General features: G+C 63.7%; 18 protein-coding genes. 7 read left to right on the forward strand and 11 right to left on the reverse strand.

Annotated features, from left to right (window positions below):
* The first annotated feature begins 113 nt into the window (after window positions 1-113).
* Window positions 114-2027: an arginine decarboxylase gene (speA, locus tag IFT76_RS15400; protein WP_122480302.1), complete on the forward strand. Its 1914-nt coding sequence runs from the start codon at window positions 114-116 to the stop codon at window positions 2025-2027.
* A gap of 3 nt (window positions 2028-2030) precedes the next feature.
* Window positions 2031-2915 carry an alpha/beta hydrolase gene (locus IFT76_RS15405; protein WP_446730950.1) on the forward strand — a complete coding sequence of 295 codons (885 nt, stop codon included), beginning with the start codon at window positions 2031-2033 and terminating at the stop codon, window positions 2913-2915.
* Window positions 2916-3144: 229 nt separating this feature from the next.
* Here IFT76_RS15405 and IFT76_RS15410 read toward each other — a convergent pair whose 3' ends face one another.
* Both IFT76_RS15410 and IFT76_RS15415 read right to left on the reverse strand, forming a co-directional pair.
* Window positions 3145-3567 (reverse strand): hypothetical protein, encoded by a 423-nt coding sequence (locus IFT76_RS15410; RefSeq protein ID WP_192059128.1) that lies wholly within the window; start codon window positions 3565-3567, stop codon window positions 3145-3147.
* Between the two features lie 370 nt (window positions 3568-3937).
* Window positions 3938-5275, reverse strand: a complete 1338-nt coding sequence (locus IFT76_RS15415) for an MATE family efflux transporter (RefSeq protein WP_192059130.1) — start codon at window positions 5273-5275, stop codon at window positions 3938-3940.
* A 295-nt stretch (window positions 5276-5570) separates the two neighbouring features.
* On the opposite strand from IFT76_RS15415, the gene IFT76_RS15420 reads away from it, so the two are divergent.
* Window positions 5571-10472 (forward strand): alpha-2-macroglobulin family protein, encoded by a 4902-nt coding sequence (locus IFT76_RS15420; protein WP_192059132.1) that lies wholly within the window; start codon window positions 5571-5573, stop codon window positions 10470-10472.
* Window positions 10473-10520: 48 nt separating this feature from the next.
* Here IFT76_RS15420 and IFT76_RS15425 read toward each other — a convergent pair whose 3' ends face one another.
* Window positions 10521-10814 (reverse strand): hypothetical protein, encoded by a 294-nt coding sequence (locus tag IFT76_RS15425; protein WP_122480298.1) that lies wholly within the window; start codon window positions 10812-10814, stop codon window positions 10521-10523.
* Window positions 10815-10963: 149 nt separating this feature from the next.
* On the opposite strand from IFT76_RS15425, the gene pbpC reads away from it, so the two are divergent.
* The gene (pbpC, locus tag IFT76_RS15430; protein ID WP_192059134.1) at window positions 10964-13276 is read left to right on the forward strand and encodes a peptidoglycan glycosyltransferase PbpC; all 2313 of its coding nucleotides are present in this window, start codon (window positions 10964-10966) and stop codon (window positions 13274-13276) included.
* A 25-nt stretch (window positions 13277-13301) separates the two neighbouring features.
* On the opposite strand, the gene IFT76_RS15435 is transcribed toward pbpC, so the two are convergent.
* The 7 genes from IFT76_RS15435 to IFT76_RS15465 all read right to left on the reverse strand — a co-directional run bounded on the left by IFT76_RS15435 (window position 13302) and on the right by IFT76_RS15465 (window position 18427).
* On the reverse strand, window positions 13302-13772 hold the full coding sequence (locus IFT76_RS15435; protein WP_192059136.1) for a prepilin peptidase: 471 nt from the start codon (window positions 13770-13772) through the stop codon (window positions 13302-13304).
* 120 nt (window positions 13773-13892) lie between these two features.
* On the reverse strand, window positions 13893-14456 hold the full coding sequence (locus IFT76_RS15440; protein ID WP_192059138.1) for a DUF4136 domain-containing protein: 564 nt from the start codon (window positions 14454-14456) through the stop codon (window positions 13893-13895).
* Between the two features lie 18 nt (window positions 14457-14474).
* The gene (locus IFT76_RS15445; protein WP_192059140.1) at window positions 14475-15092 is read right to left on the reverse strand and encodes a DUF4136 domain-containing protein; all 618 of its coding nucleotides are present in this window, start codon (window positions 15090-15092) and stop codon (window positions 14475-14477) included.
* Window positions 15093-15112: 20 nt separating this feature from the next.
* A complete protein-coding gene (locus IFT76_RS15450) occupies window positions 15113-15862 on the reverse strand; it encodes a methyltransferase (RefSeq protein ID WP_192059141.1) in 750 nt (249 codons plus the stop codon).
* Window positions 15859-16164: a MazG-like family protein gene (locus IFT76_RS15455; RefSeq protein WP_122480292.1), complete on the reverse strand. Its 306-nt coding sequence runs from the start codon at window positions 16162-16164 to the stop codon at window positions 15859-15861. The genes IFT76_RS15450 and IFT76_RS15455 overlap by 4 nt, the downstream gene beginning before the upstream one ends.
* A gap of 54 nt (window positions 16165-16218) precedes the next feature.
* Window positions 16219-17085 (reverse strand): MaoC family dehydratase, encoded by an 867-nt coding sequence (locus tag IFT76_RS15460; protein WP_192059144.1) that lies wholly within the window; start codon window positions 17083-17085, stop codon window positions 16219-16221.
* 1 nt (window position 17086) lies between these two features.
* Complete coding sequence (locus IFT76_RS15465) at window positions 17087-18427, reverse strand: 3-oxoacyl-ACP reductase (protein WP_192059145.1); 1341 nt, start codon at window positions 18425-18427, stop codon at window positions 17087-17089.
* 131 nt (window positions 18428-18558) lie between these two features.
* Between IFT76_RS15465 and IFT76_RS15470 the strand changes: the two genes are divergently transcribed.
* Window positions 18559-19848 carry an acetyl-CoA C-acetyltransferase gene (locus IFT76_RS15470; protein WP_192059147.1) on the forward strand — a complete coding sequence of 430 codons (1290 nt, stop codon included), beginning with the start codon at window positions 18559-18561 and terminating at the stop codon, window positions 19846-19848.
* On the opposite strand, the gene IFT76_RS15475 is transcribed toward IFT76_RS15470, so the two are convergent.
* On the reverse strand, window positions 19835-20866 hold the full coding sequence (locus IFT76_RS15475) for a bile acid:sodium symporter family protein (protein WP_192059149.1): 1032 nt from the start codon (window positions 20864-20866) through the stop codon (window positions 19835-19837). The two genes, IFT76_RS15470 and IFT76_RS15475, sit on opposite strands and share 14 nt — an antisense overlap.
* Window positions 20867-20953: 87 nt before the next feature.
* Here IFT76_RS15475 and IFT76_RS15480 point away from each other — a divergent pair, with 87 nt between their 5' ends.
* Window positions 20954-21736 (forward strand): AraC family transcriptional regulator, encoded by a 783-nt coding sequence (locus tag IFT76_RS15480; RefSeq protein ID WP_192059151.1) that lies wholly within the window; start codon window positions 20954-20956, stop codon window positions 21734-21736.
* Between the two features lie 165 nt (window positions 21737-21901).
* A complete protein-coding gene (locus IFT76_RS15485; protein WP_192059153.1) occupies window positions 21902-22795 on the forward strand; it encodes a PA4780 family RIO1-like protein kinase in 894 nt (297 codons plus the stop codon).
* Window positions 22796-22797 lie beyond the last annotated feature (2 nt).

Consider the following 22797-nt stretch of genomic DNA (forward strand, 5'->3'; position numbering starts at 1 on the left):
TGAAGTACTCGCCGGGGTCTACCCCAGCAGGCGCAGCAATCGTCATCTTTACCCTCTACACTGCGCAGGGCCCGACGGCCCGCGACAACCGACTTTTTTCATAGGGGACCTCGATGTCCGTACGACGCACACGTAAAGACGATGGCAGCCAATGGACCGTGGCCGACAGCCGCAGCGTTTATGGCATTCGCCACTGGGGCGCTGGTTATTTCGCCATCAACGAGGCCGGCCGTGTCGAGGTTCGTCCGAACGGTCCGGACAGCTCGCCGATCGATCTTTACGAGCAGGTCGACCAACTGCGCAAGAGCGGCCTGTCGCTGCCGCTGCTGGTGCGCTTCCCCGATATCCTGCAAGACCGCGTACGCCAGTTGACCGGTGCCTTCGATGCCAACATCGCTCGCCTGGACTACCAGAGTCGCTACACCGCGCTGTATCCGATCAAGGTGAACCAGCAGGAAGCGGTGGTGGAAAACATCATCGCCACCGAAGGCGTGTCGATCGGCCTGGAAGCCGGCTCCAAGCCGGAGCTGCTGGCCGTGCTGGCCCTGGCGCCCAAGGGCGGGACCATCGTCTGCAACGGCTACAAGGACCGCGAATTCATCCGCCTGGCCCTGATCGGCCAGAAGCTGGGTCACAACGTCTTCATCGTCATCGAGAAAGAGTCCGAAGTGGCGCTGGTGATCGAAGAGGCCGCCGAGCTCAAGGTCAAGCCGCAGATCGGTCTGCGCGTGCGCCTGTCGTCCCTGGCTTCGAGCAAGTGGGCCGACACCGGCGGTGAGAAATCCAAGTTCGGCCTGTCTGCGGCCCAATTGCTGTCGGTCGTCGAGCGCTTCCGCGAAGCGGGCGTGGACCAGGGCATCCGCCTGCTGCACTTCCACATGGGCTCGCAGATCGCCAACCTGGCGGACTACCAGCACGGCTTCAAAGAAGCCATTCGCTATTACGGCGAGCTGCGTTCGCTGGGCCTGCCGGTCGATCATATCGATGTGGGCGGCGGCCTGGGTGTGGACTACGACGGCACTCACTCGCGCAATGCCAGCTCGATCAACTACGACATGGACGACTACGCCGGTGTCGTGGTGGGGATGCTCAAGGAGTTCTGCGATGCCCAGGGCATGCCGCATCCGCACATCTTCTCGGAGAGTGGCCGCTCGCTGACTGCGCACCACGCCATGCTGGTGGTGCAGGTCACCGACGTCGAGCGTCACAACGACGAAGTGCCCGAGATCGTCGACAAGCAAAGCCTGCCCGAAACCCTGCAGTGGCTGGTCGATCTGCTGGGTCCGACCGACATCGAGATGGTCACTGAAAACTACTGGCGCGCGACCCACTACATCAGCGACATCGCGGCGCAGTACGCCGACGGCAAGGTCACCCTGGCGCAGAAGGCCCTGGCCGAACAGTGCTACTTCGCCGTGTGCCGCCGCCTGCACAACTCGCTCAAGGCCCGCCAGCGCTCGCATCGCCAGGTGCTGGACGAGCTCAACGACAAGCTCGCCGACAAGTACATCTGCAACTTCTCGGTGTTCCAGAGCCTGCCCGATACCTGGGCCATCGGCCAGGTCCTGCCGATCCTGCCGCTGCACCGTCTCGACGAGGAGCCACTGCGCCGCGCCGTACTGCAGGACCTGACCTGCGATTCCGACGGCAAGATCAAGCAGTACGTCGATGAACAGAGCATCGAAACCAGCCTGCCGGTGCACGCCGTCAACCAGGGCGAGGATTACCTGCTGGGTATCTTCCTGGTCGGCGCGTACCAGGAGATCCTCGGTGACATGCACAACCTGTTCGGTGACACCGACTCGGTGAACATCTATCAGCGCCAGGACGGCAGCGTCTACAGCGCCGGCATCGAAACCCACGACACCATCGAAGACATGCTGCGCTACGTGCATCTGTCTCCCGAAGAGTTGATGACGCATTACCGCGACAAGGTTGCCAGCGCCAAGATCACCGCGCGCGAGCGCACCCAGTACCTGGACGCCTTGCGCCTGGGCTTGACGCGTTCTTCTTACCTGTCGTCGTAACGAGTGGGTCTGGTTGCCCGGCTCCTCGCGCTCGCCGCCCTGCTGGGGCTGCTAAGCGCTTGTTCCGGGCTGCACACTCTGGATGCCGTGACGGCGTCCGGCGGCTACCAGCTCACGCAGGGCGTGGCCTACGGCGCCGATCCGCGGCAGAAGCTAGACGTGTACCGTCCCACTCGACCACTGCCGGAAACCCCGGTGGTGGTTTTTTTCTATGGGGGTACCTGGAACAGCGGCGAGCGAGGCGACTATCGTTTCGTCGCCCAGGCGTTGGCCGCCCGTGGGTTGCTGGTGGTGGTCGCCGACTACCGCCTCTATCCACAGGTGCGCTATCCCAGCTTTCTCGAAGACGGCGCCGATGCCGTTGCCTGGACCTATCGAAACATTGCTCGGTACGGTGGCGACGTTCGCCGTCTGTTCGTGATGGGCCACAGCTCCGGCGGCTACAACGCCGCCATGCTCGCCCTCGACCGGCATTGGCTGCGCGATGCGGGCGTGCCGGCCAATGCCTTGCGCGGCTGGATCGGCCTGGCCGGCCCCTATGATTTCTTGCCGATCGAGAATCCCGAAGCCAAGCCGGTATTCTTCTTCCCCGATTCACCGCCCCAATCGCAACCCATCAACCAGTCTTTGGCAGGCTCGCCCCCGGCACTGTTGATCGCCGCCACGCACGACAGCACCGTCGACCCCGTGCGCAATAGTGAGGGCCTGGCCCGCCGGCTGCGCGCCGCCGGCGTCCCCGTGCAGGAGCGCTATTACCGGCGCCTGAACCATCGCACCCTGATCGCCTCCTTTGCCTGGCCACTGCGCTGGCTGGCACCCGTGCTGGAGGACGTCGAGCGGTTCGTCAAGGCCAAGCCTGGAGCAGCGGAAGTCCGTTTGCGCGAATAAATGAATCTTGCCGGTTCGCCGCAGACGTTATTGTCAGATTTTATTATGGTAGATGCTGAAAGTGCGGGGTGCAGAGGTCATTGAGCCAGAGCCTGGCGCGTTTCAGGGTGAGGGCGGAGTTTTACAGTTGCAAGAGCCTTGCAAGCAGCATCCAAGCATTCTGCTATTATCAAAAGTCCATATGGAAAAAGCCCGCTCTGTGGCAGGCTTTTTCTGTGAGGTCAAAGGCTCACTGGTATTTATCTTCGATCTTGCGCTTTTCTAGTGTGTAGGCTTTCAGATCGATCTCATTGGTGGTGAGTTTGGAGTCAAGCTCATTCATGTCACGTTTTCTCAAACTGGCGACATGCTCTCTGCTAGCGTGATAGTTCAAAGTTTCGGCAGCGTCGTAGCCGCTGACCGGGTCCCATAGAATGGACGCTGGCCACAGAAGCAGGTTGACGACGCCCCAGCCATAGGCGCGGCCATAAAACGACCCACCGCCAGGCAATAGCCCAAGGCCGGCACCGAGGACGGGTTGTTTGACTTCCACGGCGAGGTTTTTGGCGCGGAGCATGGCAAGTTCGGATTGCTGGGCGGAGTTGAGTCCGCTCGCGCAGCCAGTGGTCAATACGATAAGCGTGGCGGCAAACAAACTGCGAAGTTTAGGCATCCCTATTCCTTATTTACGGATTTCCAATCGATAGTGAAGTGGAAGGCGGCGTAGTCTATAGGCAGGATATGAATATGTATCGCTTGTCAGCGTGATTTTAACTAATGGTTACAGTTGGCTGGAGGCGGAGTCGTGAAAGTGCAGGGAAGGCCTTGTTACCTCTAGTAATGATCTCGCGAAGTTTTGCTGTACTCTATGCAGATTGGATGTTGACTCTTCCTGTTATAAGAAAGTGCCGGCATTGACCAACAACGTTTAGCTGATTGATTGTCAGTTTATCGTATTGAAATTCTTGCCATAGGGATATATGGGTGCTGTTCGAGGTATAGAAGCTGTGAACGGAGTGTGGAACATCGTTCATACCCATCCGCTACGATACCCATTCATCCCTGCGCTGCAATCGCCAAGCAATCCACCCCAGCGTCGCCGCACGCAGCGCCATGAACAGCAGGAAACTGATCCACAGGCCATGATTCCCGAACCCGGTGCTCCACCAGCCGATCGGCAACATCACCGCTACGCTGACCAGCATGGCATTGCGCATCTCCCGGGCGCGGGTGGCGCCGATGAACAGGCCGTCCAGCAGGTAGCTGCCTACCGCAATCAGCGGCAGCACCGCCAGGTATGGCAGGAACGGGTAGGCCGCCTCGCGGACACTGGCAATATCGGTCTGCAGGTTGATGAACACATGCCCGCCCAGCAGAAACAGTACGGCAAACCCGCCGCTGGCAATCAGCGACCACCCCAGGGACACCACCATCGAGCGGCGCAGCGTCTGCCGATCGCGCGCACCGATGGCGTGGCCGCACAAGGCTTCGACCGCATGGGCCAGGCCATCCAGCGCATAGGCAGTTATCAACAGGCCATTGAGCAACAGCGCATTGGCGGCCACAGTGGCGTCGCCGAAGCGGGCGCCCTGGATGGTGATCAGCAGAAAGACCCCGGACAGCGCCAGACTGCGCAGGAAAATATCGCGGTTGACCCCCAGCAGCGGGCGCCAGTTGCGCCATGACCTCAGCGCCGCCCAGGCCATAGCTCCCGGATACGCTCGCAGGGAGGGCCGGGTAAGTGCCAGGCCGAGCAGGGCGCCGACCCATTCGGCTATCACCGAGGCGCGCGCCGAGCCGATCACGCCCCAGTCCAGGCCGAGCACGAACCACAGGTTAAGGGCGATGTTGACCAGGTTGGTGGTCAGCAGCAGCTGCAACGGCGCGCGGGCATTCTGGGTACCAAGGAACCAGCCGATCAAGGCGTAGCTGGCCAGCGCGGCAGGCAGCCCCAGCAGACGTGTCTGGAAGAAATCGTGGGTGGCTTGTTCCAGTGCCGCAGACGGCGCCATGAAGCTCAGGGCCAGATGGCTGAAGGGCAGCGCCAGCACGCATAGCAGCAAGGAGAACAGCAGGCCGAGGGCCAGACCCTGCACCAGAATCTGGCGCAGTGCACGACCATCACGGCGTCCGGCAGCCTGTGCGGCGAACCCCGTGGTGCCCATGCGCAGAAAACTCATCAGCGACACCATGAAGGTGAATAGGCTGCCCCCCACGGCCACTGCGCCCAACTGGTGGGCATGGGGCAGATGGCCGATCACCGCGCTGTCCACCAGCGTCACCAGGGGCACCGACAGGTTGGACAGGATCATCGGCGCAGCCAGGGCCCAGACCCTCTTGTGAGTAGGGCGATGGCGCCAATCGGTCAGTAGGATGGACATGTAAGCTCCGAAGTCGGGGCCGCGATTGTAGCCCACCCCACTGTAGGAGCGGTCCGTGGCCGCGAAGAATACGCTGCGATACCCCTGACACACCGCAGCGCTCATTTCGCAGCCGATGACGGCTCCCACAGGATGATCGCAATCCTTGTAGGAGCGGTCCGTGGCCGCGAAGGAATCCGCGCGGTATACCCTACACACTTCACTACACTTGTCTCAGCCGGTAACCCCGGCCACGAAACCATCAATATTGATATATATTCCCAGCCTTGCTTTTCACTGCCTTGGGTACCTCGAATTGAACAAAGGACTGTTTCTGGCCTGCGCCCTGGCCCTGCTTGGCGGGTGCGATTCATCGACATCGCAGAAACCTGCCGAGCCCTCGCCCCCTGCTGCCGTGAATGCGGTGCCCAAGCCTGCGGCGAGCGTCGATCTGCCGGCCCTGGCGCAACGCTACAAGGGCCGTGAACTCGCCGTAGCCGACGCCTCCGAAGTCCAGCTGGACGGTGCCAGCACCCTTTCAGTGACCTTCACCGCACCGCTGGATCCCAAGCAGAACTTCGCCGACAAGGTTCACTTGGTCGACAGCACCCGCGGCAAGCTGGACGGCGCCTGGGAACTGTCCGACAACCTCATGGAGTTGCGCTTTCGCCACCTGGAGCCCAAGCGCAAGCTGGTGCTCACGGTCGATGCCGGGCTGCTCTCCGTGAACCAGAACACCCTGGGTGCGCCACACACCGTTCGTCTTGAAACCCGAGACCTGCAACCCACCGTGGGCTTCGCCAGCCGCGGCTCGTTGTTGCCCACCCGGCTGGCCGAAGGCTTGCCGGTCATTGCCCTGAATGTCGACAAGGTCGACGTCGAGTTCTTCCGCGTACGACCCGAGCAACTGCCGGCCTTTCTCAGCCGCTGGGGCCGCAACAGCAGCCTGCAAAGCTACGAATCGCGCGAGCTGTTGCCCATGGCCGAACTGGTCTACGGGGGTCGCTTCGATCTCGATCCCGCACGCAATACCCGCGAGACCCTGCTGTTGCCCCTCGGCGGCATCAAGCCATTGCAGCAACCGGGCGTCTATCTGGCGGTGATGCGTGCCTCCGGCAGCTACGACTATGCGCAGCCGGCGACGTTGTTCACCCTCAGCGATATCGGCCTGTCCGTGCATCGCTATGCCGACCGCATGGATGTATTCACCCAGGCCCTGGAGGGCGGCAAGGCCTTGGCCGACGTCAGCCTGCAGTTGCTCGACGCCCAGGGCCGGGTCATCGGCGAAGGCAAGACCGACGCCGCCGGCCATGCCGAACTCGCCTCGCCGGTGAAAGCCGAAGTATTGCTGGCGCATCAGGGCGACCAGACCAGCCTGCTGCGCTTGAACACTGCGGCACTGGATCTGGCCGAGTTCGACATCGCCGGAGCCAAGGCACACCCGTTGCAGTTTTTCGTCTTCGGTCCGCGAGACCTCTACCGTCCCGGCGAAACGGTGCTGCTCAATGCCCTGTTGCGCGACAACGACGGGCACCCGGTCAAACCGCAACCGGTAAGCGTCGAGGTGCGCCGCCCGGACGACCAGCTCAGCCGCAAATTCGTCTGGCAGCCGGACGCCTCCGGCCTGTATCAGTACCAGTTGCCACTGGCTGGCGAAGCGCCGACCGGGCGCTGGCAACTGCTGCTCGACTTGGGCGACGGCAAGCCTCAGGTTCACGAATTCCAGGTGGAAGATTTTCTCCCCGAGCGCATGGCGCTGGACCTCAAGGGCGCGGACACGCCCATCGCGCCCGCCGATGCGCTGGCTGTCGACGTGACCGGCCGCTACCTGTACGGCGCGCCGGCTGCGGGCAATCGTTTGAGCGGCCAGGTTTACGTGCGTCCGCTGCGCGAAGCTGTGTCGACGCTGCCCGGGTTCCAGTTCGGCTCGCTGACCGAAGGCGAGCTCAGTCAGGACCTGGAGCTGGACGAGACCACCCTCGACGCGCAAGGCAGGGCGACTCTGGCCATCGATAGCCGCTGGAGCGAAACCAGGTCCCCGCTGCAGGTCGTGCTGCAAGCCAGCCTGCAGGAATCCGGTGGCCGGCCCATCACCCGTCGCCTGGTGCAACCGGTATGGCCTGCGGACCGCCTGCCCGGTGTGCGAGGAACGTTCGAAGGCGAGAACGTGGACGGCGACGGACCGGCCGAGTTCGAATTGCTCGTCGCCGACGCCCAGGGTCGTAAGCTGGCTGCCGATGCCCTCAAGGTACGCCTGGTGCGCGAGCGTCGCGATTACTACTGGAACTACTCCGAAAGCGACGGCTGGAGCTACAACTACAACGAAAAATACCTGAGCCTGAGCGAGGAAACCGTTGCAGTTGCCGAGGGTGGCACCGCCAAGGTCAGCTTTCCCGTTGAGTGGGGGCCGTACCGGGTCGAGGTCGAAGATCCGCAAACCGGGCTGGTCAGCAGCCTGCGTTTCTGGGCCGGCTACAGCTGGCAGGACAACACCGAAGGCGGCGCGGTACGCCCCGATCAGGTCAAGCTCGCCCTGGACAAACCCCACTACGCAGATGGCGATACGGCCAGGGTGACAGTGACGCCGCCCGCCGCCGGTACCGGCTATCTGCTGGTGGAGTCCGCCGAGGGCCCCTTGTGGTGGCAGGAGATCGACGTACCCGCCGAAGGCAAGGCCTTCGACATCAAGGTCGATCCGAAATGGGCCCGCCATGACCTCTACATCAGCGCGCTGGTGGTCCGCCCCGGCGAACGCAAGGCCAACGTCACCCCCAAGCGTGCGGTCGGCCTGCTGCACCTGCCGCTCGATCGCGCCCCACGCAAGCTGGCGGTGACCCTTGACGCGCCTGCGAGCATGCGCCCGCAGCAGCCCCTCACGGTCAAGGTGACGGCCCGCAACAGCGACGGCAGCATCCCACGTCAGGCCCATGTGCTATTGGCGGCGGTGGACGTAGGTATCCTCAATATCACCCAGTACGCCACCCCCGATCCTTTCGCTGCGCTGTTCGGCCGCAAGGGCTATGGCGTCGACCAACTGGATATCTATGGGCAGTTGATCGAAGCGGGGCAGGGCCGGCTGGCCAGCCTGGCGTTCGGTGGCGACGCGGCCGATTTGGCCAAGGGCGGCAAGCGCCCGCAGACCAGCGTCACCATCGTTGCGTTGCAAAGCGCTCCGGTGACGTTGAACGAGCAAGGCGAGGGGCAGATGACCCTCGATATCCCGGACTTCAACGGCGAACTGCGCGTGATGGCCCAAGCCTGGACCGATGATCGCTTCGGCATGGCCGAGGCGCGCACGGTGGTCGCCGCGCCGCTGGTTGCAGAACTGTCCGCGCCGCGCTTCCTGGCCGGTGGCGACCAGGCCCGCATTGCGCTCGACATCACCAACCTCACCGAACGAGCGCAAACCCTGACCGTGCAGGTGAACGCAGACGGCCCGTTGACCCTGCTGGACGTCCCCCGGCAACCGCTGCAACTGGCCAAGGGGCAACGTCAGACCCTGCATCTGCAGGTACAAGCCACAGGCGGGTTGGGTCAAGGTCACATCAAGGTACGGATCGACGGGCTGAACCTGCCTGGCGAAACCTTGCCTGCCATTACCCGGGACTGGACCCTGGGCGTGCGTCCCGCCTATCCGGCGTTGGTCAGGCATCTGCGCAACGTGCTCAAGGATCAGCCCTGGACGCTTCCCGCCGGTGCCCTGTCGCCCTTCGAGCCCGCTGGGCGCGAGGCCCTGCTCAGCCTGTCGAACCGACCGCCGCTGAACATCGGCGAGCAGATCAAGGCGCTCAATGCGTACCCCTACGGCTGCCTCGAGCAGACCGTCAGTGGCCTGTATCCGTCGCTGTATTCCGATGCCGCCAGCCTGAAAAAGCTGGGTGTGGAAAGCGACACCGACGCCGAGCGCACGCGCAAGATGGACATCGGTATCGAGCGGCTGCTGGGCATGCAGCGCTACAACGGCAGCTTCGGCCTGTGGGGTGCGGATGGCGAGGAAGAGTACTGGCTGACTGCCTACGTGACCGATTTCCTCCTGCGTGCCCGTGATCAGGGCTACGCCGTACCGCCCGAGCCCGTGAAGAAAGCCAGCGAGCGACTGTTGCGCTATCTGCAGGAGCGCGATTTGATCGAGGCTGACTACAGCGACAATCTCGACCACACCCGCTTTGCGGTCCAGGCCTATGCCGGCCTGGTGCTGGCGCGTAGCCAACAGGCACCGCTAGGCGCACTGCGCAGCCTGTTCGAACGGCGCAGCGATGCGCGCTCGGGCCTGCCACTGGTGCAATTGGCGATCGCCCTGCAGAAAATGGGTGATCAGCCCCGTGCCGATCAGGTACTGCAAGCCGGTCTGGCGGCAGCACGCAACGACAGCGACTGGCTCGGCGACTATGGCAGCCCGCTACGTGACCAGGCGTTGATCCTGGCCTTGCTGCAGGAGAACGATCTGAGCAAAGCCACACTCGAAGAGCGCCTGTTCACCCTCTCGGATATGCTCGCCAGCAGCAGTTGGCTATCGACCCAGGAGCGCAATGCCTTGTATCTGGCCGGTCGCAATGCGCTGGCCTTGCCCGAGCAGGCCTGGACTGCCCAGGTACAAAGCGCCGACGTCAGTCACCTGTTGAGTGACGCCCAGCCGGCGCTGAAACTGGCGGACGGCGCGCTGTCCGAGTCGCTCACCGTTACCAGCCAGGCACAACAGCCGCTGTATCAGCAGGTGACGCTGTCGGGCTATCCGGTACGGCCGCCGGCGCCGCAGCAAGACAATCTGTCGATCCGTCGCCAATACCTGGGCCTGGACGGCGAGCCGCTCAAGCTCGATACCCTCAAGAGTGGCGAGCTGGTGCTGGTGCATCTGGTGGTGGGCGCCAAGCAGCGCGTGCCCGATGCCCTGGTCGTCGACCTGCTGCCCGCTGGCCTGGAAATCGAAAACCAGAACCTGGCGCAAAGTGCCGCCAGCCTGGATAACGCCAGCAGCAGCGTCCGGCAGTGGCGTGAGTCGATGCAAAACGCCAATCTGCAGCATCAGGAGTTTCGCGATGACCGCTACGTGGCCGCACTCAAGCTCGATGGTTATGGCAGCACCCACCTGCTGTATCTGGCGCGTGCGGTAACGCCGGGTATCTACAAGGTACCGCCACCGCAGGTGGAATCGATGTACCGGCCCAACTGGCAGGCTGTCGGTGCTACGCCAGCGGACCTGACGGTACGCCCGAGGTGAGGCCGGGCAGGGGCAGCGAACGGCTGCCCTTGCCATTCGACCCATGGCTCACTGAATGATCCAGCTCAGCAACCACAGGCCCAGTACGGCCCAGATGACACCCATGATGATCGATGCACGCATGAAAGCCCGGACGGCGGAGTACAGGAACAGCAAGCCGACGATCAACGCGGCGATGGTAACGACATTGGTGTCCATGCCCAGGGTCCTCGACAGGCCGTCGACGAAATTTCCGCCCGCGTTGCCGAGCAGGCTGAACAGCCAGCTCAGGCTGTCTACCACCCAGCGAATGATTGCGCCCAGGGCCTGCCCCAGCCACTCGAAAAAGCCTTCTACATGCATAGTTGCGTCCTGATTCGGTTAGTGGCATTCATGCCATTGTGCCCCCTTTGGCCATGCGCCAGCGAACCAAGTTCCCGACAGCGCCAGCAAGGTTGGCGCACTTGATCCGCAGCTTTGCAGTTTTTCCGAAAACGCGTCGAGGCAGATTCATGCGCCGTGCGCTGTTGGCGATTTGTGTGCCGGTCGTTCTTCTGTGGCTGGCCGATCGACTCTGGCCACTACCGTTGCCCCGGGATGATCTGGCGCGCGTGGTGCTTGCCGAGGACGGCACACCGCTGTGGCGTTTCGCCGATGCCGAAGGGGTATGGCGATATCCGGTCAGCGTGGACCAGGTTTCGCCCTATTATCTCGAAGCTTTGCTGACCTACGAGGACCGCTGGTTCTACCAGCATCCAGGGGTCAACCCGCTGGCACTGGCTCGTGCTGCCTGGCTCAACCTGAGCGGCGGTCGGGTGTTGTCGGGCGGCAGTACGTTGTCGATGCAGGTGGCGCGCCTGCTCGATCCGCATTCACGGACCTTCTCCGGCAAACTGCATCAGTTATGGCGAACTGCGCAGCTGGAGTGGCACCTGAGCAAGACGCAGATCCTCACGCTGTACCTGAACCGCGCGCCATTCGGCGGCACCTTGCAAGGTGTGGCGGCGGCCAGTTGGGCGTATCTGGGCAAGTCGCCTGCGCAGCTCACCCGCAGCGAAGCCGCCTTGCTGGCGGTGTTGCCCCAAGCGCCCAGCCGCCTGCGTCCCGACCGCCATCCGCAACAGGCGCAAGCCGCTCGCAACAAAGTGCTGCAACGCATGGCCGAGCGTGAAGTATGGCCCGCAGCCCAGGTGCGCGACGCGCAACAGGAGCCTTTGTTGCTGGCCCCGCGCCAGGAGCCGGCGTTGGCGCCATTGCTGGCCAGGCGCCTGAACCGCAATGACAGTCCACCGCTCATCCACACCTTGATCGACGCCAGCCTGCAACGGCGCCTGGAAGACCTGCTGCTGGGCTGGCGAGCGCGGCTGCCCGAGCGAACCTCGGCGGCCATCCTGGTGGTGGACGCGCAGACCATGGCCGTGCGCGCCTACCTGGGCTCGGTGGACCTGGCCGATGACCGGCGCTTCGGTCACGTCGACATGGTCAGTGCTGTCAGGTCGCCAGGCTCCACGCTCAAGCCGTTTCTTTACGGCATGGCCATGGATGCCGGCCTGATTCACTCCGAGTCTCTGTTGCAGGATGTCCCGCGCCGCTACGGTGATTACCGCCCCGGCAATTTTTCCGCAGGGTTCAGCGGTCCGGTCGCGGCCAGTTCGGCGCTGGCCCTGTCGCTCAATCTGCCAGCGGTGCAGGTGCTCGAGGCGCTGGGTCCCAAGCGCTTTGCCGCGCAGTTGCGCAACGGCGGCCTGCACCTGAGCTGGCCCGTGGCCGCCGAGCCCAACCTGGCGATGATCCTGGGCGGGATGGGCAGTCGGCTCGACGATCTGGTCGCCGCCTACAGTGCTTTCGCCCGCAGCGGCAACAGTGCCTCACTGCGCTGGCAACCGCAGGATGTACTGCGCGAGCGGCCGATGATGTCGGCGGGCGCGGCGTGGATCGTGCGGCGCATCCTCAGCGGCCAGGCACGCCCGGATCAAGACCTGCACGCCGAACTCGTCCAGCGTCCGGCGCTGGCCTGGAAGACCGGTACCAGTTACGGTTTTCGTGACGCCTGGTCGATCGGCATCGGGCCGCGTTATCTGATCGGGATATGGATCGGTCGCCCGGATGGCACCCCGGTACCCGGCCAGTTCGGCCTGGCTTCGGCCGCGCCGTTGATGCTGCAGGTACACGACGTCCTGAGCAACCGCGATGCGCAGCGGGCCATCTCGACGCCTGTCCAGCGCGTACCGTCCAGCGTCGGCGTGGCTGCGATATGCTGGCCGCTGGGTCAAGCACTGGATCGCCGTGACCCCAACTGTCGGCGCCAGCGCTTTGCCTGGACACTGGACAAGACCATCCCGCCCACCTTGCAGGCGCTGGACCAACCGCTGGGTACCGGGCTGCAGGAGCAGGTCTGGCTCTCGCCCGCAGGGCTGCGCACCGGTGCCTCCTGCCCCGGCGCCCAGGCACGCTCCATCGCCCTGTGGCCGGCCGCACTCGAACCCTGGCTGGCCAAGGCCGAACGTCGCCGGATGCGGGTGCCGGACTCGGATCCACAATGCCCCGCGCCACCGTTGCCGGCCATGGCACCCTTGTCGATCGTCGGCGTGCGCAGCGGTGATCGGCTGCGCCATCCGGCCGCCGATGCCGGCCCGCTGCGGATACACCTCGACACGCTCGGCGGGCAGGGGCAGCGTTGGTGGTTCATCAATGGCATGCCCCAGCAAAGCAGTGCGCAGGGCACTGGCTTGAGCGCGGTGTTCGAGCGCACGGGGCGTTATCAGGTCACGGTGCTGGACGAGGCGGGGCAGACTGCCAAGGCCGAGCTGACTGTGGTGGACTGAGCCTGTCGGATGCCAACCCGGCTTATCAGCTCAGCCAGAACAATGTCTGCACGAACCCTGCCAGCAGAAACGGGGTGAGCGGCAGCACGGCTGCCGACTCGGGGTTCAGGTACTCCACCTTGCGCCTATAGCGAATGCTCAAGCGGTACCAGATCATCGGTGACACGAAGACCCACAGCACCAGGGCCACGATACCGCCGATCAGCGTGCCGACCAGGTGACTGCTGTCCGAAGCCAGCGCCAGTGCCCAGAGCAGCTTGACCTCGCCACAGCTCAGGCGGCCATTGAGGTAGCCAGGCAAGGTCAACGCCATGCTCAATACCAGCGCTGCGGCCGCCTCGACCATGCTCGAGCCGATCCAGGTATGCCCGGTGGCGAACAGGCACACCAGCGCCAGCACCCCTGCGCCGACGGTCAGTTTGTCGGCGATGCGCCGGTGCCGGATGTCCTGCTCGGCGCACAGGGTAAACCACAGGAGAAGAACGAGACTTGGCATGGCAGCACCCACTTGAATACGGCAGTGGCTCACTTCTGAAACAGACCTTCTGTTTCAGATTAGACGCCTGACGCTGACGATGGGGTTGCTGCGACACTTTTTTTGCTGCTGGCGGCAGGCTCAGCGAGGCGGGTAGGTGGACAGGATGTCGTTCACCGCCTTCTGGATGACAGTGCTGCGCTCGCTCGGCGAAACGGCATTGTCGTTGACCAGTTGCTCGGTACTGCCGCGCCACACCAGCTTGCCGTCCCGTGCATCGAGCATGTCCAGCTGCAGGGTCGCGACCTTGTAGTCGACGCTGCGCGTTTCGTTCATGGCGGGCGAGGCCCAATACGGACCCCAGTAGCCCCCACCCCAGCTACCGCCATAATTGGTGGTGACCTGCTGCTGACGGTTGTCGACGATCAAGTAGGCTTGCAGCGTGACGTCGGCACGGCCACCGGCGGCCGCTGGGCGCAGTCCGCGCTGGTCGAGCTGACTGCTCACGGCCTGGCGGATGCGCTGCTCGGTGAGGTCGCTGCGCACCCGTGGATCGTCCGGCCGATATTGCACCGCCGGCTCTTTCCAGGCCCAGCTGCGGTAGGCCGCGAAGTCACGGCTGGCATCGAAATCATGATTGACTCGAGGGGTTTGACAGGCGCTCAGCAACAGCGCCAGCGGTAGAACGGCAAGGCGACGCAACATGGTGAAATCTCCTGTGGGTCAGGACGGAGGATAAGCCGTCAGCGCTTTTTGCACAGCGTTGCGTAACGCCTCGTTACGATCGCTCAGGCTGCCCTGGCTGCTGGTTTCAGCACTTGCGCTCCAGACGGGCTGGCCGCTCTTGCCGTCGAACAGGTCGATGCGCACCACCATCACCTGGATCTGGTAGGTGCGTACCACCGGATAGCTGCCATAGCCGCCATAGCGGTCGTAGCGATCATAGCCGCCGTAACCGCGTCCGTAGCCAGCACCGTAGCCGACATCGTCGCGGGTTTGTTGCAGGCGGGTTTCCATGCGCAGGCTGGTGCCGACCCGCAAGTCGGCGTTGTCGCCACTGCGCTGGGGGCGCAAGCCGCGCTGGTCGAGGGCATTGCTGACCGCTTCGGCGATCTGCGCAGAGTCCGCCCAACTGGTCCCGGCCGGTAGCTGCCCGTTGACCCAGGCCCAATTGCGATACCGGGCATAGTCGCGCGGGGGCGCAGGGTAGGCACTGGCATCGAATGTCTGCGCCGCCTGCGCGGGGGCAGGTGGCAGGGGCCTGGAGCTGGCGACATAGGGATTGGGGCTCTGGCAGGCCGCCAGGGTCAGGCAAACAGCGGATAGGGACAGGCGACGCATGGCAGTCTCCGAAATACCGGTCAAGCGGGGCGGCAGATCCAGTGCAGGTAGCGACCCAGACCGGCAAACGCCGGATGTCGCCGATGGGCAAGCTCCATTGTCACCAGTTGTTCCAAGTCGGCGCGCTTCTGGAAATCGATGGGCATGTAGTCGTGGAACACGCGCACACCGCTTCTGGATTCGACACGCCAGGCGCCGTCAAGTTGCGCGGCCATTTCGCGCGGGTCCAATGGCTGCTGAGGCGTAAGGCTCTGCTTTTCACCTGCCAGTTCATTGCTGTTCAGTTTGCGAAAGTGACCCTTGAGCAGATTGCGGTAAACCAGCGCATCGCGGTTGTAGAACGCCAATGACAGCCAGCCGTTGGCGGCAGTCAGCGAATGCAGGACGGGCAGAATGGCATGGGGCTCGGCCAGCCATTCCAGCACGGCGTGGCAGATCACCAGGTCGAATGCGGGCAATCCGAGCGCGGGCAGCTGCTGCCAGGACGCCTGGATGAACGTGGCGCTGTGGCCCGCTGCCGCGAAGCGCTCGCGCGCGCCCTCGAGCATGGGTTCGGCCGGTTCGCTGAAGGTGACCTGGTGACCTTGCTCGGCCAGCCACAAGGCCATGTGGCCCAGGCCGCCGCCAATGTCCAGCACGCGCAGGGAGCGCTGAGGCAGGGTTTCGCGCAGGTCGGCCTGGAGCACGGCAAGGCGGATCGCGCCCTTGGCGCCGCCATAGATCTTTTCGGCAAAGCGGGTCGCCAGTTGATCGAAATGGCGATCGTTCATCGAGCGAACCGCCGCTCGCTGTCAGCGAGTTTGGCGCGTACCACCTGGTCCATGTCCAGGCCCAGTTCGCTGCACAGCAGCAACAGGTACAGCACCACGTCACCGACTTCTTGGCCGGCATGTTCGAGCTGCTCGGCCGATAATTGTCGTGACTGGTCTTCGGTCAGCCACTGGAAGATTTCCAGCAGCTCGGACATTTCCACGCTGGCCGCCATGGCGAGGTTCTTTGGGCTGTGAAAGCGCCGCCAATCGTTGTTTTCGCGTATCTGGTGGAGGCGTTGGGTAAGTGCGTCTAGGTTCATCGCAAAGCTCCTGAAGGCGCATAGCTTCAAGCCGAACTTTGCCGAACGCAATAGCTACAGAACCAGAGGTCCCCAGGTGCCGCTCATGTGCAACAGCTCGTCGCGCCCATGCAATGCCAACTGCCCGCCGAGCCCTGCAGCGCTGGCGCGCAAGATCAACTCGCTGGGCAGGCGTACCGGTTTGTGGAATTCCACCGCCAGTTGGTAATTGCTCAACGGCAGGCGTTCGCGCAGGGCTGCCACACTTTGCGCCAGGCTCCACATGCCATGGGCAATGGCAGTGGGAAAGCCGAACAGACGCGCGCTCAGGGCGCTCAGATGGATCGGGTTGTAATCGCCGGAGACGCGTGCGTAACGGCGTCCGGTGTCCGCCGCCGCATACCAGCGATGCACCTCCATCAGAGCCTGGTCCTGATGCTGGGCAGGAGTGTGCACCGGCTCTTGCAGGCCTTCGATTCTGGCATGGCGACACAGAAAAGTGCTGTGTTCCTGCCACAGCGGCCCCAAGGGGTCATCGACTTGGGTCACCAGGTCGAACGTCACGCCTTTTTCATGGCGCTGCAGGTTCTGCGCATGCACGCTGACCCGTACACCGGCCACCCCGCCCAAGGGCCGCAACACCTGAATGCGGTTGCGTAGATGCACCAGGCCCAGCAGGGGAAACGGAAAGCTTTTATCGGTCATCAAGCGCATCTGCAAGGCAAACGCCAGCACATGCGGGTAAGTGGCCGGCAGCATGCCGCCTTCGCCGAACCCGCACAGTTCGCGGTAGGCCGCCAGGTGTCGTGGGTCTGCCGACAGACTGCAACGCAGGCCCAGCTCAGGCAGGCGCTCGCCAGTGATCTTGCGGTTGAGCGCTGCTTTCAGATAGGCGCTGGGCAGGTCGGGATTGCGAGCCAAAGTCTGCCAGTGGATTGCCATGTCAGGCCCCCAGAATGCTTTGGCCGCACACGCGCAGCACTTGGCCATTGACCGCACCACTGCCGGGCTGCGCCAGCCAGGCAACGGCCTCGGCAACGTCCTGCGGTTGGCCACCCTGGCCCAGTGAGCTCATGCGCCTCCCGGCTTCGCGCAGGGCAAAGGGCATCTGCGCCGTCATGCCGGTTTCGATGAAGCCAGGGGCCACGGCGTTGATGGTCGCACCGCGCGTGGCCAGCCTGGCGGCGAACGCTTCCGCCAGGCCGATCAGTCCGGCCTTGCTCGCGGCATAGTTGCTCTGCCCACGGTTGCCGGCAATCCCTGACGTCGAGGAAAGCAGTACCACGCGCCCGTCATCGCGCAGCGTGCCGCTGTCGAACAGCGCCTGGGTCAGCCGTTGCGGAGCGAGCAGGTTGACCGCGAGCACCGAGTCCCAATAGTCGGGTGTCATGTTGACCAGGGTCTTGTCGCGGGTAATGCCAGCGTTGTGCACCACGATGTCGATTCCCTCCGGCAGCGCGGCGATCAGCTGGCTTGCAGCGTCGTCGGCGCAGATGTCCAGGTCTATCGTGCGACCGCCCAGCCGTGCCGCCAGCGCTTGCAGGTCATGGCGTGCCTGGGGCACATCGAGCAGGATCACTTCGGCGCCGTCGCGCGCCAGGGTTTCCGCGATCGACGCACCGATGCCGCGTGCGGCGCCGGTGACCAGCGCCTTGCGGCCTGCCAACGGGCGGGTCCAGTCAGTGACCTGGCGGGCGCTGGCCTGCAGCGACAGCACCTGGCCCGACACGAACGCACTCTTGGGCGAAAGGAAGAAGCGCAACGCACCTTCCAGCTGTTCGTCGGCGTCAGGCGCGACGTACAGCAGCTGCAAGGTGCCACCGTTGCGCAACTCCTTGGCCAGCGACCGGCTGAAACCCTCCACGGCGCGCTGGGCGATGTGTGCTTCAGGGTCTTCGAGGTCGCGGGGGTTGCGTCCCAGAATGACCATATGCGCGTTGTGGTCCAGGCTCTTGATCACCGGCTGGAAGAATTCGCGCAAGCGTGCCAGTTGGGTACCATCGACGATCTCACTGGCGTCGAACACCACGGCCTGGAGCTTGGGCCCAAGGCCAGCGGTCCAGCTCGGCAGGTCGGCGGCGCCGTACGCGGTGTCGGTCAAGCGCGAAGCGAAGCTGGCCACCTTGTCGGCGAGCCTGCCGCCGCCCAGCAGCAGAGCACCTTCCACCGGTCGCAACCGTCCGGCTTGCCAGCGCTCCAGGCGTGCCGGCGAAGGCAGGCCGATGGCCCCTACCAGGCGACGACCAAGGTCGGAGTTGGCGAAGTCGATATATCGATCGGACATGGAACGTGCTCCGGTTCAAAGGGTTCAAAGTGTGGACCACGGCAAGGCGCGCGTCGTTCGCCCGGGCCCCGTGCCATGCATCATGCTCGACCCGGAATCTCGCTTCCGCCTTTCAATCCAGGAGGTTCGACATGAACCTAGACACGCATACGGTGCGCCGGGTTGCCATCGTTGGCAGCAATCGTATCCCGTTCGCTCGCGCCAACGGGCCCTACGCCCGAGTCGGCAATCAGGCCATGCTCACGGCCGCACTCGAAGGCCTGATTGAACGTTATGGTCTGCACGGCCTGCGCCTGGGTGAGGTCGCGGCCGGTGCGGTGCTCAAGCATTCCCGCGATTTCAACCTGACCCGTGAAAGCGTACTGGGCTCGCGGCTGTCGGCACAAACGTCGGCCTACGATGTTCAGCAAGCGTGTGGCACAGGTCTGGAAAGCGCGCTGCTGGTGGCCAACAAGATCGCTTTGGGCCAGATCGAATGCGGCATTGCCGGCGGTGTCGACAGTGCATCCGATGCGCCCATCGCGGTCGATGAAGGCTTGCGTCAGATCCTGTTGCAGACGCATCGAGCCAAATCGCTCGGCGAACGGGCCAAGGCATTGCTGCAACTGCGGCCGCAGCATTTGCGGCCCGAACTGCCGCGCAATGGCGAGCCGCGCACCGGTCTGTCGATGGGGCAGCATTGCGAGCTGATGGCGCAGCACTGGAACATCCCGCGTCACGAACAGGATGAGCTGGCGCTGCGCAGTCACCAGAACCTGGCCGCCGCCTATGCGCAAGGTTGGCAGGACGATCTCACCACGCCATTCGGCGGGCTGGTCCGCGACCATAATCTGCGTCCCGACCTGACCCTGGAAAAACTTTCGGCGCTCAAGCCCGTGTTCGAGAAAAACCGGCAGGGCACGCTCACGGCAGGCAATTCCACGCCCTTGACCGACGGCGCGTCGGTGGTGCTGTTGGCCAGCGAAGCCTGGGCCAGGGAGCGCGGGCTGCCGGTGCTGGCGTACTGGCGCGATGGGGAAACCGCTGCAGTGGATTTCGTGGGAGGGCAGGAAGGGCTGCTGATGGCGCCGGTCTACGCGGTTCCGCGGCTGTTGGCGCGCAACGGCTTGAGCCTGCAGGATTTCGATTACTACGAAATACATGAGGCCTTCGCCGCACAAGTGCTCTGCACCCTCAAGGCCTGGGAGGATGCAGACTACTGCCGCACGCGCTTGGGCCTGGATGCGCCGCTGGGTTCGATTGACCGCAGCCGCCTCAACGTCAAGGGCAGTTCACTGGCGGCAGGGCACCCGTTCGCGGCCACCGGTGGCCGCATCCTCGGCAACCTGAGCAAGCTTCTGGACAACGCAGGCAGCGGTCGCGGCCTGATTTCGATTTGCGCAGCCGGTGGCCAGGGCGTCACGGCAATCATCGAGCGCTGACGGTTGCGCCCACGGGCACGCTGGTTGCTTCCACACGCAGTTGGTTGGCATAGTTTTCCGCCATGATCGAACATACGATCAGCTGCAGCGGGTGATAGATCATGATCGGCAGCAGAATCAAGCCCAGTCCGGGGTTGCTGCCGAAGATCAACGCCGCCATCGGTGCTCCCGCCGCCAATGACTTCTTGCTGGCGCAGAACACGGCGGCCACCTTGTCGGCGTGGCTGAAGCCCAGCAGTTTGGCGGTGCGTGTGGTCAGCAGCAGGATCAGCACCAACAGCAAGGCGCTCCCGCCCACGGCCATGGCCAATACCGATGCGCCCTGCTGCTGCCACAGCCCCGATACCATCGAATTGCAGAAGGCGGCATACACCAGCAGCAGGATCACGGCCTTGTCGATCAAGTTGGTGTAGCGCTTGTGCCGGCCGAAGAATTTGCCGAACAACGGCCGCATTAGTTGCCCCAGCACCAGCGGCAACAGCAGCATGGCGCACAGGTCGAGCAGGGTTTCCCCCAGGTCGATGCCCCCCGAACCGCCACCGACCACCAGCGCGCACAGAAACGGCGTGATGAAGATACCCAGCACGCTCGACAGGCTGGCGTTGAGGATCGCTGCCGGCACGTTGCCGCCCGCACTGCCCGTCAATGCCACCGATGACGAAATGGTCGAGGGCAGGGCGGCAAGGTACAGAAAGCCTACCATCAAGGTGCCGGGAATGAACGCGCCAAGGGTCTTGTCGCAGGCCAGCCACAGCAGCGGGAACACCACGAAGGTGAAGGCCTGCACCATCACATGCAGGCGCCAGTTCTTCAATCCGTGGCGGATCTGCTCGCTGGACAGGTTCATGCCATGCAGAAAGAACACCACGAACACGCCGATATTGGTCACCAGACCTGCGTGCATGGCACCGCCGGTGGCGCCGAATCTCGGAAAAATCCACGCCAGCAGGACTGCCAGCACCATGCCGCAGAGGAACCAATCGGTTACCACGCGCTTGAGGTGTTTGAGAATGTGCATGAATGAATCGCCTGTGCGTCGATGGACATTGAGAACGGCAGGCTAACTCAGGCACTCTATTGCCGTCTTGCGACAGAGGGCCAATCAATGCCGCCAAACGGACATGCATCGTCACCACGCCCCATACCCGCCCTGGCAAGCCTGCCTCGACCGTTGTATGCGCGTGCCGAAAGCCTGGGTGCGGGATCGTGGACGCCCGCCCATCGACATGATTGGGCGCAGTTTTCCTACGCCATCAGCGGCGTCCTCGGCGTGCACACCGATGAAGGCAGTTTCTTCGCGCCGCCGCAGTGGGGTATCTGGATTCCGGCGGGAGTGGAACACAAGGTCGTCACCTCGATGCGCGCCGAGATGCGCAGTCTGTACGTGCGCAGAGAAGAGTCGCCCTTCCTCACGGAGCACTGCAAGGTGCTTGAGGTCACCCCGCTGGCACGCGAACTGATCAAGGGTTTCTGCGAGTTGCCCCATGACTACCCAGCCGGTGACACCGCTCAGTCACGTCTGGTGCAGGTATTGCTGGATCAGTTGGCAGGCCTGCCCGAGGTGGCGTTCTCGTTGCCCCTGCCCAGGGATCATCGGCTGTTGGCGTTGTGCAACCAGCTGATTGCCGCCCCCGATCAGGCCACCACGCTGACCCAATGGGCGCATCGCCTGGGGACGTCGGAAAAGACCCTGATGCGCCTGTTCCAGCGCGAAACCGGCATGAGCTATCGGGCCTGGCGGCAGCGCATGCGGCTGCTGTCGTCGCTGCAGGCGCTGGAAAACGGTGACAGTGTGACCACGGCCGCATTGAACAACGGCTACGAATCCACATCGGCCTTCATCGCAGCGTTCAAGGCGCTGTTCGGTTTCACCCCGGGCGAGCTTTAATGCATGAGCGCCGCTGTCCATCAGCTGCGAAAGCGCTATGATCGTCCACCGCTTGGCGAGTTGTTTGCATCCTTTTACAGGCTCGGGTCGGCAAGCCGCGCTCGCTGTGAGACGATGCCGCCAGAATTCGCGTGTTTGGCTACGAAGGACCCAGAATAAAAGCTGATGAAGACTCCAAAACGCATTGAACCGCTGATCGAGGACGGTCTGGTGGACGAGGTGCTGCGACCGCTGATGAGCGGTAAAGAAGCAGCTGTCTATGTGGTGCGCTGTGGCAAGGAATTGCGCTGCGCCAAGGTCTACAAGGAGGCGAACAAACGAAGCTTTCGCCAGGCGGCCGAATATCAGGAAGGCCGCAAGGTGCGCAACAGCCGACAGGCTCGGGCCATGGCCAAGGGCTCCAAGTTCGGCCGCAAGGAAACCGAGGACGCCTGGCAGAACGCCGAGGTCGCGGCGTTGTTCCGGCTGGCCAGTGCCGGTGTGCGTGTGCCCAAGCCGTACGATTTTCTCGAGGGCGTCTTGCTCATGGAGATGATCTGCGACGGCGACGGCGATGCAGCCCCACGTCTCAACGACGTCGAGCTGGAACCGGACCAGGCGCGCGAGTACCACGCGTTCCTCATCCACCAGATCGTGCTGATGCTGTGCACAGGCCTGGTGCACGGCGACCTCTCCGAGTTCAACGTGCTGCTGACGCCCGATGGCCCGGTGATCATCGATCTGCCGCAGGCTGTGGATGCGGCGGGCAACAACCATGCCTTCAGCATGCTCGAGCGTGACGTCGGCAACATGGCCAGCTATTTCGGCAGGTTCGCTCCCGAGCTTCGCCAGACGCGTTATGCCAAGGAAATGTGGGCGTTGTACGAAGAAGGCAAACTGCACCCGGCCAGTGTGCTGACCGGCGAGTTCGCAGAGGAAGAAGTGGAAGCCGATGTGGGCGGGGTCATGCGTGAAATCGAGGCCGCGCGCCTGGACGACATTCGCCGACGCGCCGCACGCGAGGCCGATGACCAGCCGACCAAGACAACGGAAGAACCGCCTCCGCCCTGGTTGCAATAAGC

The sequence above is a fragment of the Pseudomonas sp. CFBP 13727 genome, assembly GCF_014841915.1.
Classification (GTDB): Bacteria; Pseudomonadota; Gammaproteobacteria; order Pseudomonadales; family Pseudomonadaceae; genus Aquipseudomonas; species Aquipseudomonas baltica.

Bases quoted from the DNA above. Each gene is read 5' to 3' on its own strand.
- IFT76_RS15475 (WP_192059149.1), bottom strand. From the start codon at position 20,866: ATGCACATTCTCAAACACCTCAAGCGCGTGGTAACCGATTGGTTCCTC.
- speA (WP_122480302.1), top strand. From the start codon at position 114: ATGTCCGTACGACGCACACGTAAAGACGATGGCAGCCAATGGACCGTG.
- pbpC (WP_192059134.1), top strand. From the start codon at position 10,964: ATGCGCCGTGCGCTGTTGGCGATTTGTGTGCCGGTCGTTCTTCTGTGG.
- IFT76_RS15480 (WP_192059151.1), top strand. From the start codon at position 20,954: ATGCCGCCAAACGGACATGCATCGTCACCACGCCCCATACCCGCCCTG.
- IFT76_RS15445 (WP_192059140.1), bottom strand. From the start codon at position 15,092: ATGCGTCGCCTGTCCCTATCCGCTGTTTGCCTGACCCTGGCGGCCTGC.
- IFT76_RS15470 (WP_192059147.1), top strand. From the start codon at position 18,559: ATGAACCTAGACACGCATACGGTGCGCCGGGTTGCCATCGTTGGCAGC.
- IFT76_RS15485 (WP_192059153.1), top strand. From the start codon at position 21,902: ATGAAGACTCCAAAACGCATTGAACCGCTGATCGAGGACGGTCTGGTG.
- IFT76_RS15455 (WP_122480292.1), bottom strand. From the start codon at position 16,164: ATGAACCTAGACGCACTTACCCAACGCCTCCACCAGATACGCGAAAAC.
- IFT76_RS15440 (WP_192059138.1), bottom strand. From the start codon at position 14,456: ATGTTGCGTCGCCTTGCCGTTCTACCGCTGGCGCTGTTGCTGAGCGCC.
- IFT76_RS15435 (WP_192059136.1), bottom strand. From the start codon at position 13,772: ATGCCAAGTCTCGTTCTTCTCCTGTGGTTTACCCTGTGCGCCGAGCAG.
- IFT76_RS15410 (WP_192059128.1), bottom strand. From the start codon at position 3,567: ATGCCTAAACTTCGCAGTTTGTTTGCCGCCACGCTTATCGTATTGACC.
- IFT76_RS15465 (WP_192059145.1), bottom strand. From the start codon at position 18,427: ATGTCCGATCGATATATCGACTTCGCCAACTCCGACCTTGGTCGTCGC.
- IFT76_RS15425 (WP_122480298.1), bottom strand. From the start codon at position 10,814: ATGCATGTAGAAGGCTTTTTCGAGTGGCTGGGGCAGGCCCTGGGCGCA.
- IFT76_RS15415 (WP_192059130.1), bottom strand. From the start codon at position 5,275: ATGTCCATCCTACTGACCGATTGGCGCCATCGCCCTACTCACAAGAGG.
- IFT76_RS15460 (WP_192059144.1), bottom strand. From the start codon at position 17,085: ATGGCAATCCACTGGCAGACTTTGGCTCGCAATCCCGACCTGCCCAGC.
- IFT76_RS15450 (WP_192059141.1), bottom strand. From the start codon at position 15,862: ATGAACGATCGCCATTTCGATCAACTGGCGACCCGCTTTGCCGAAAAG.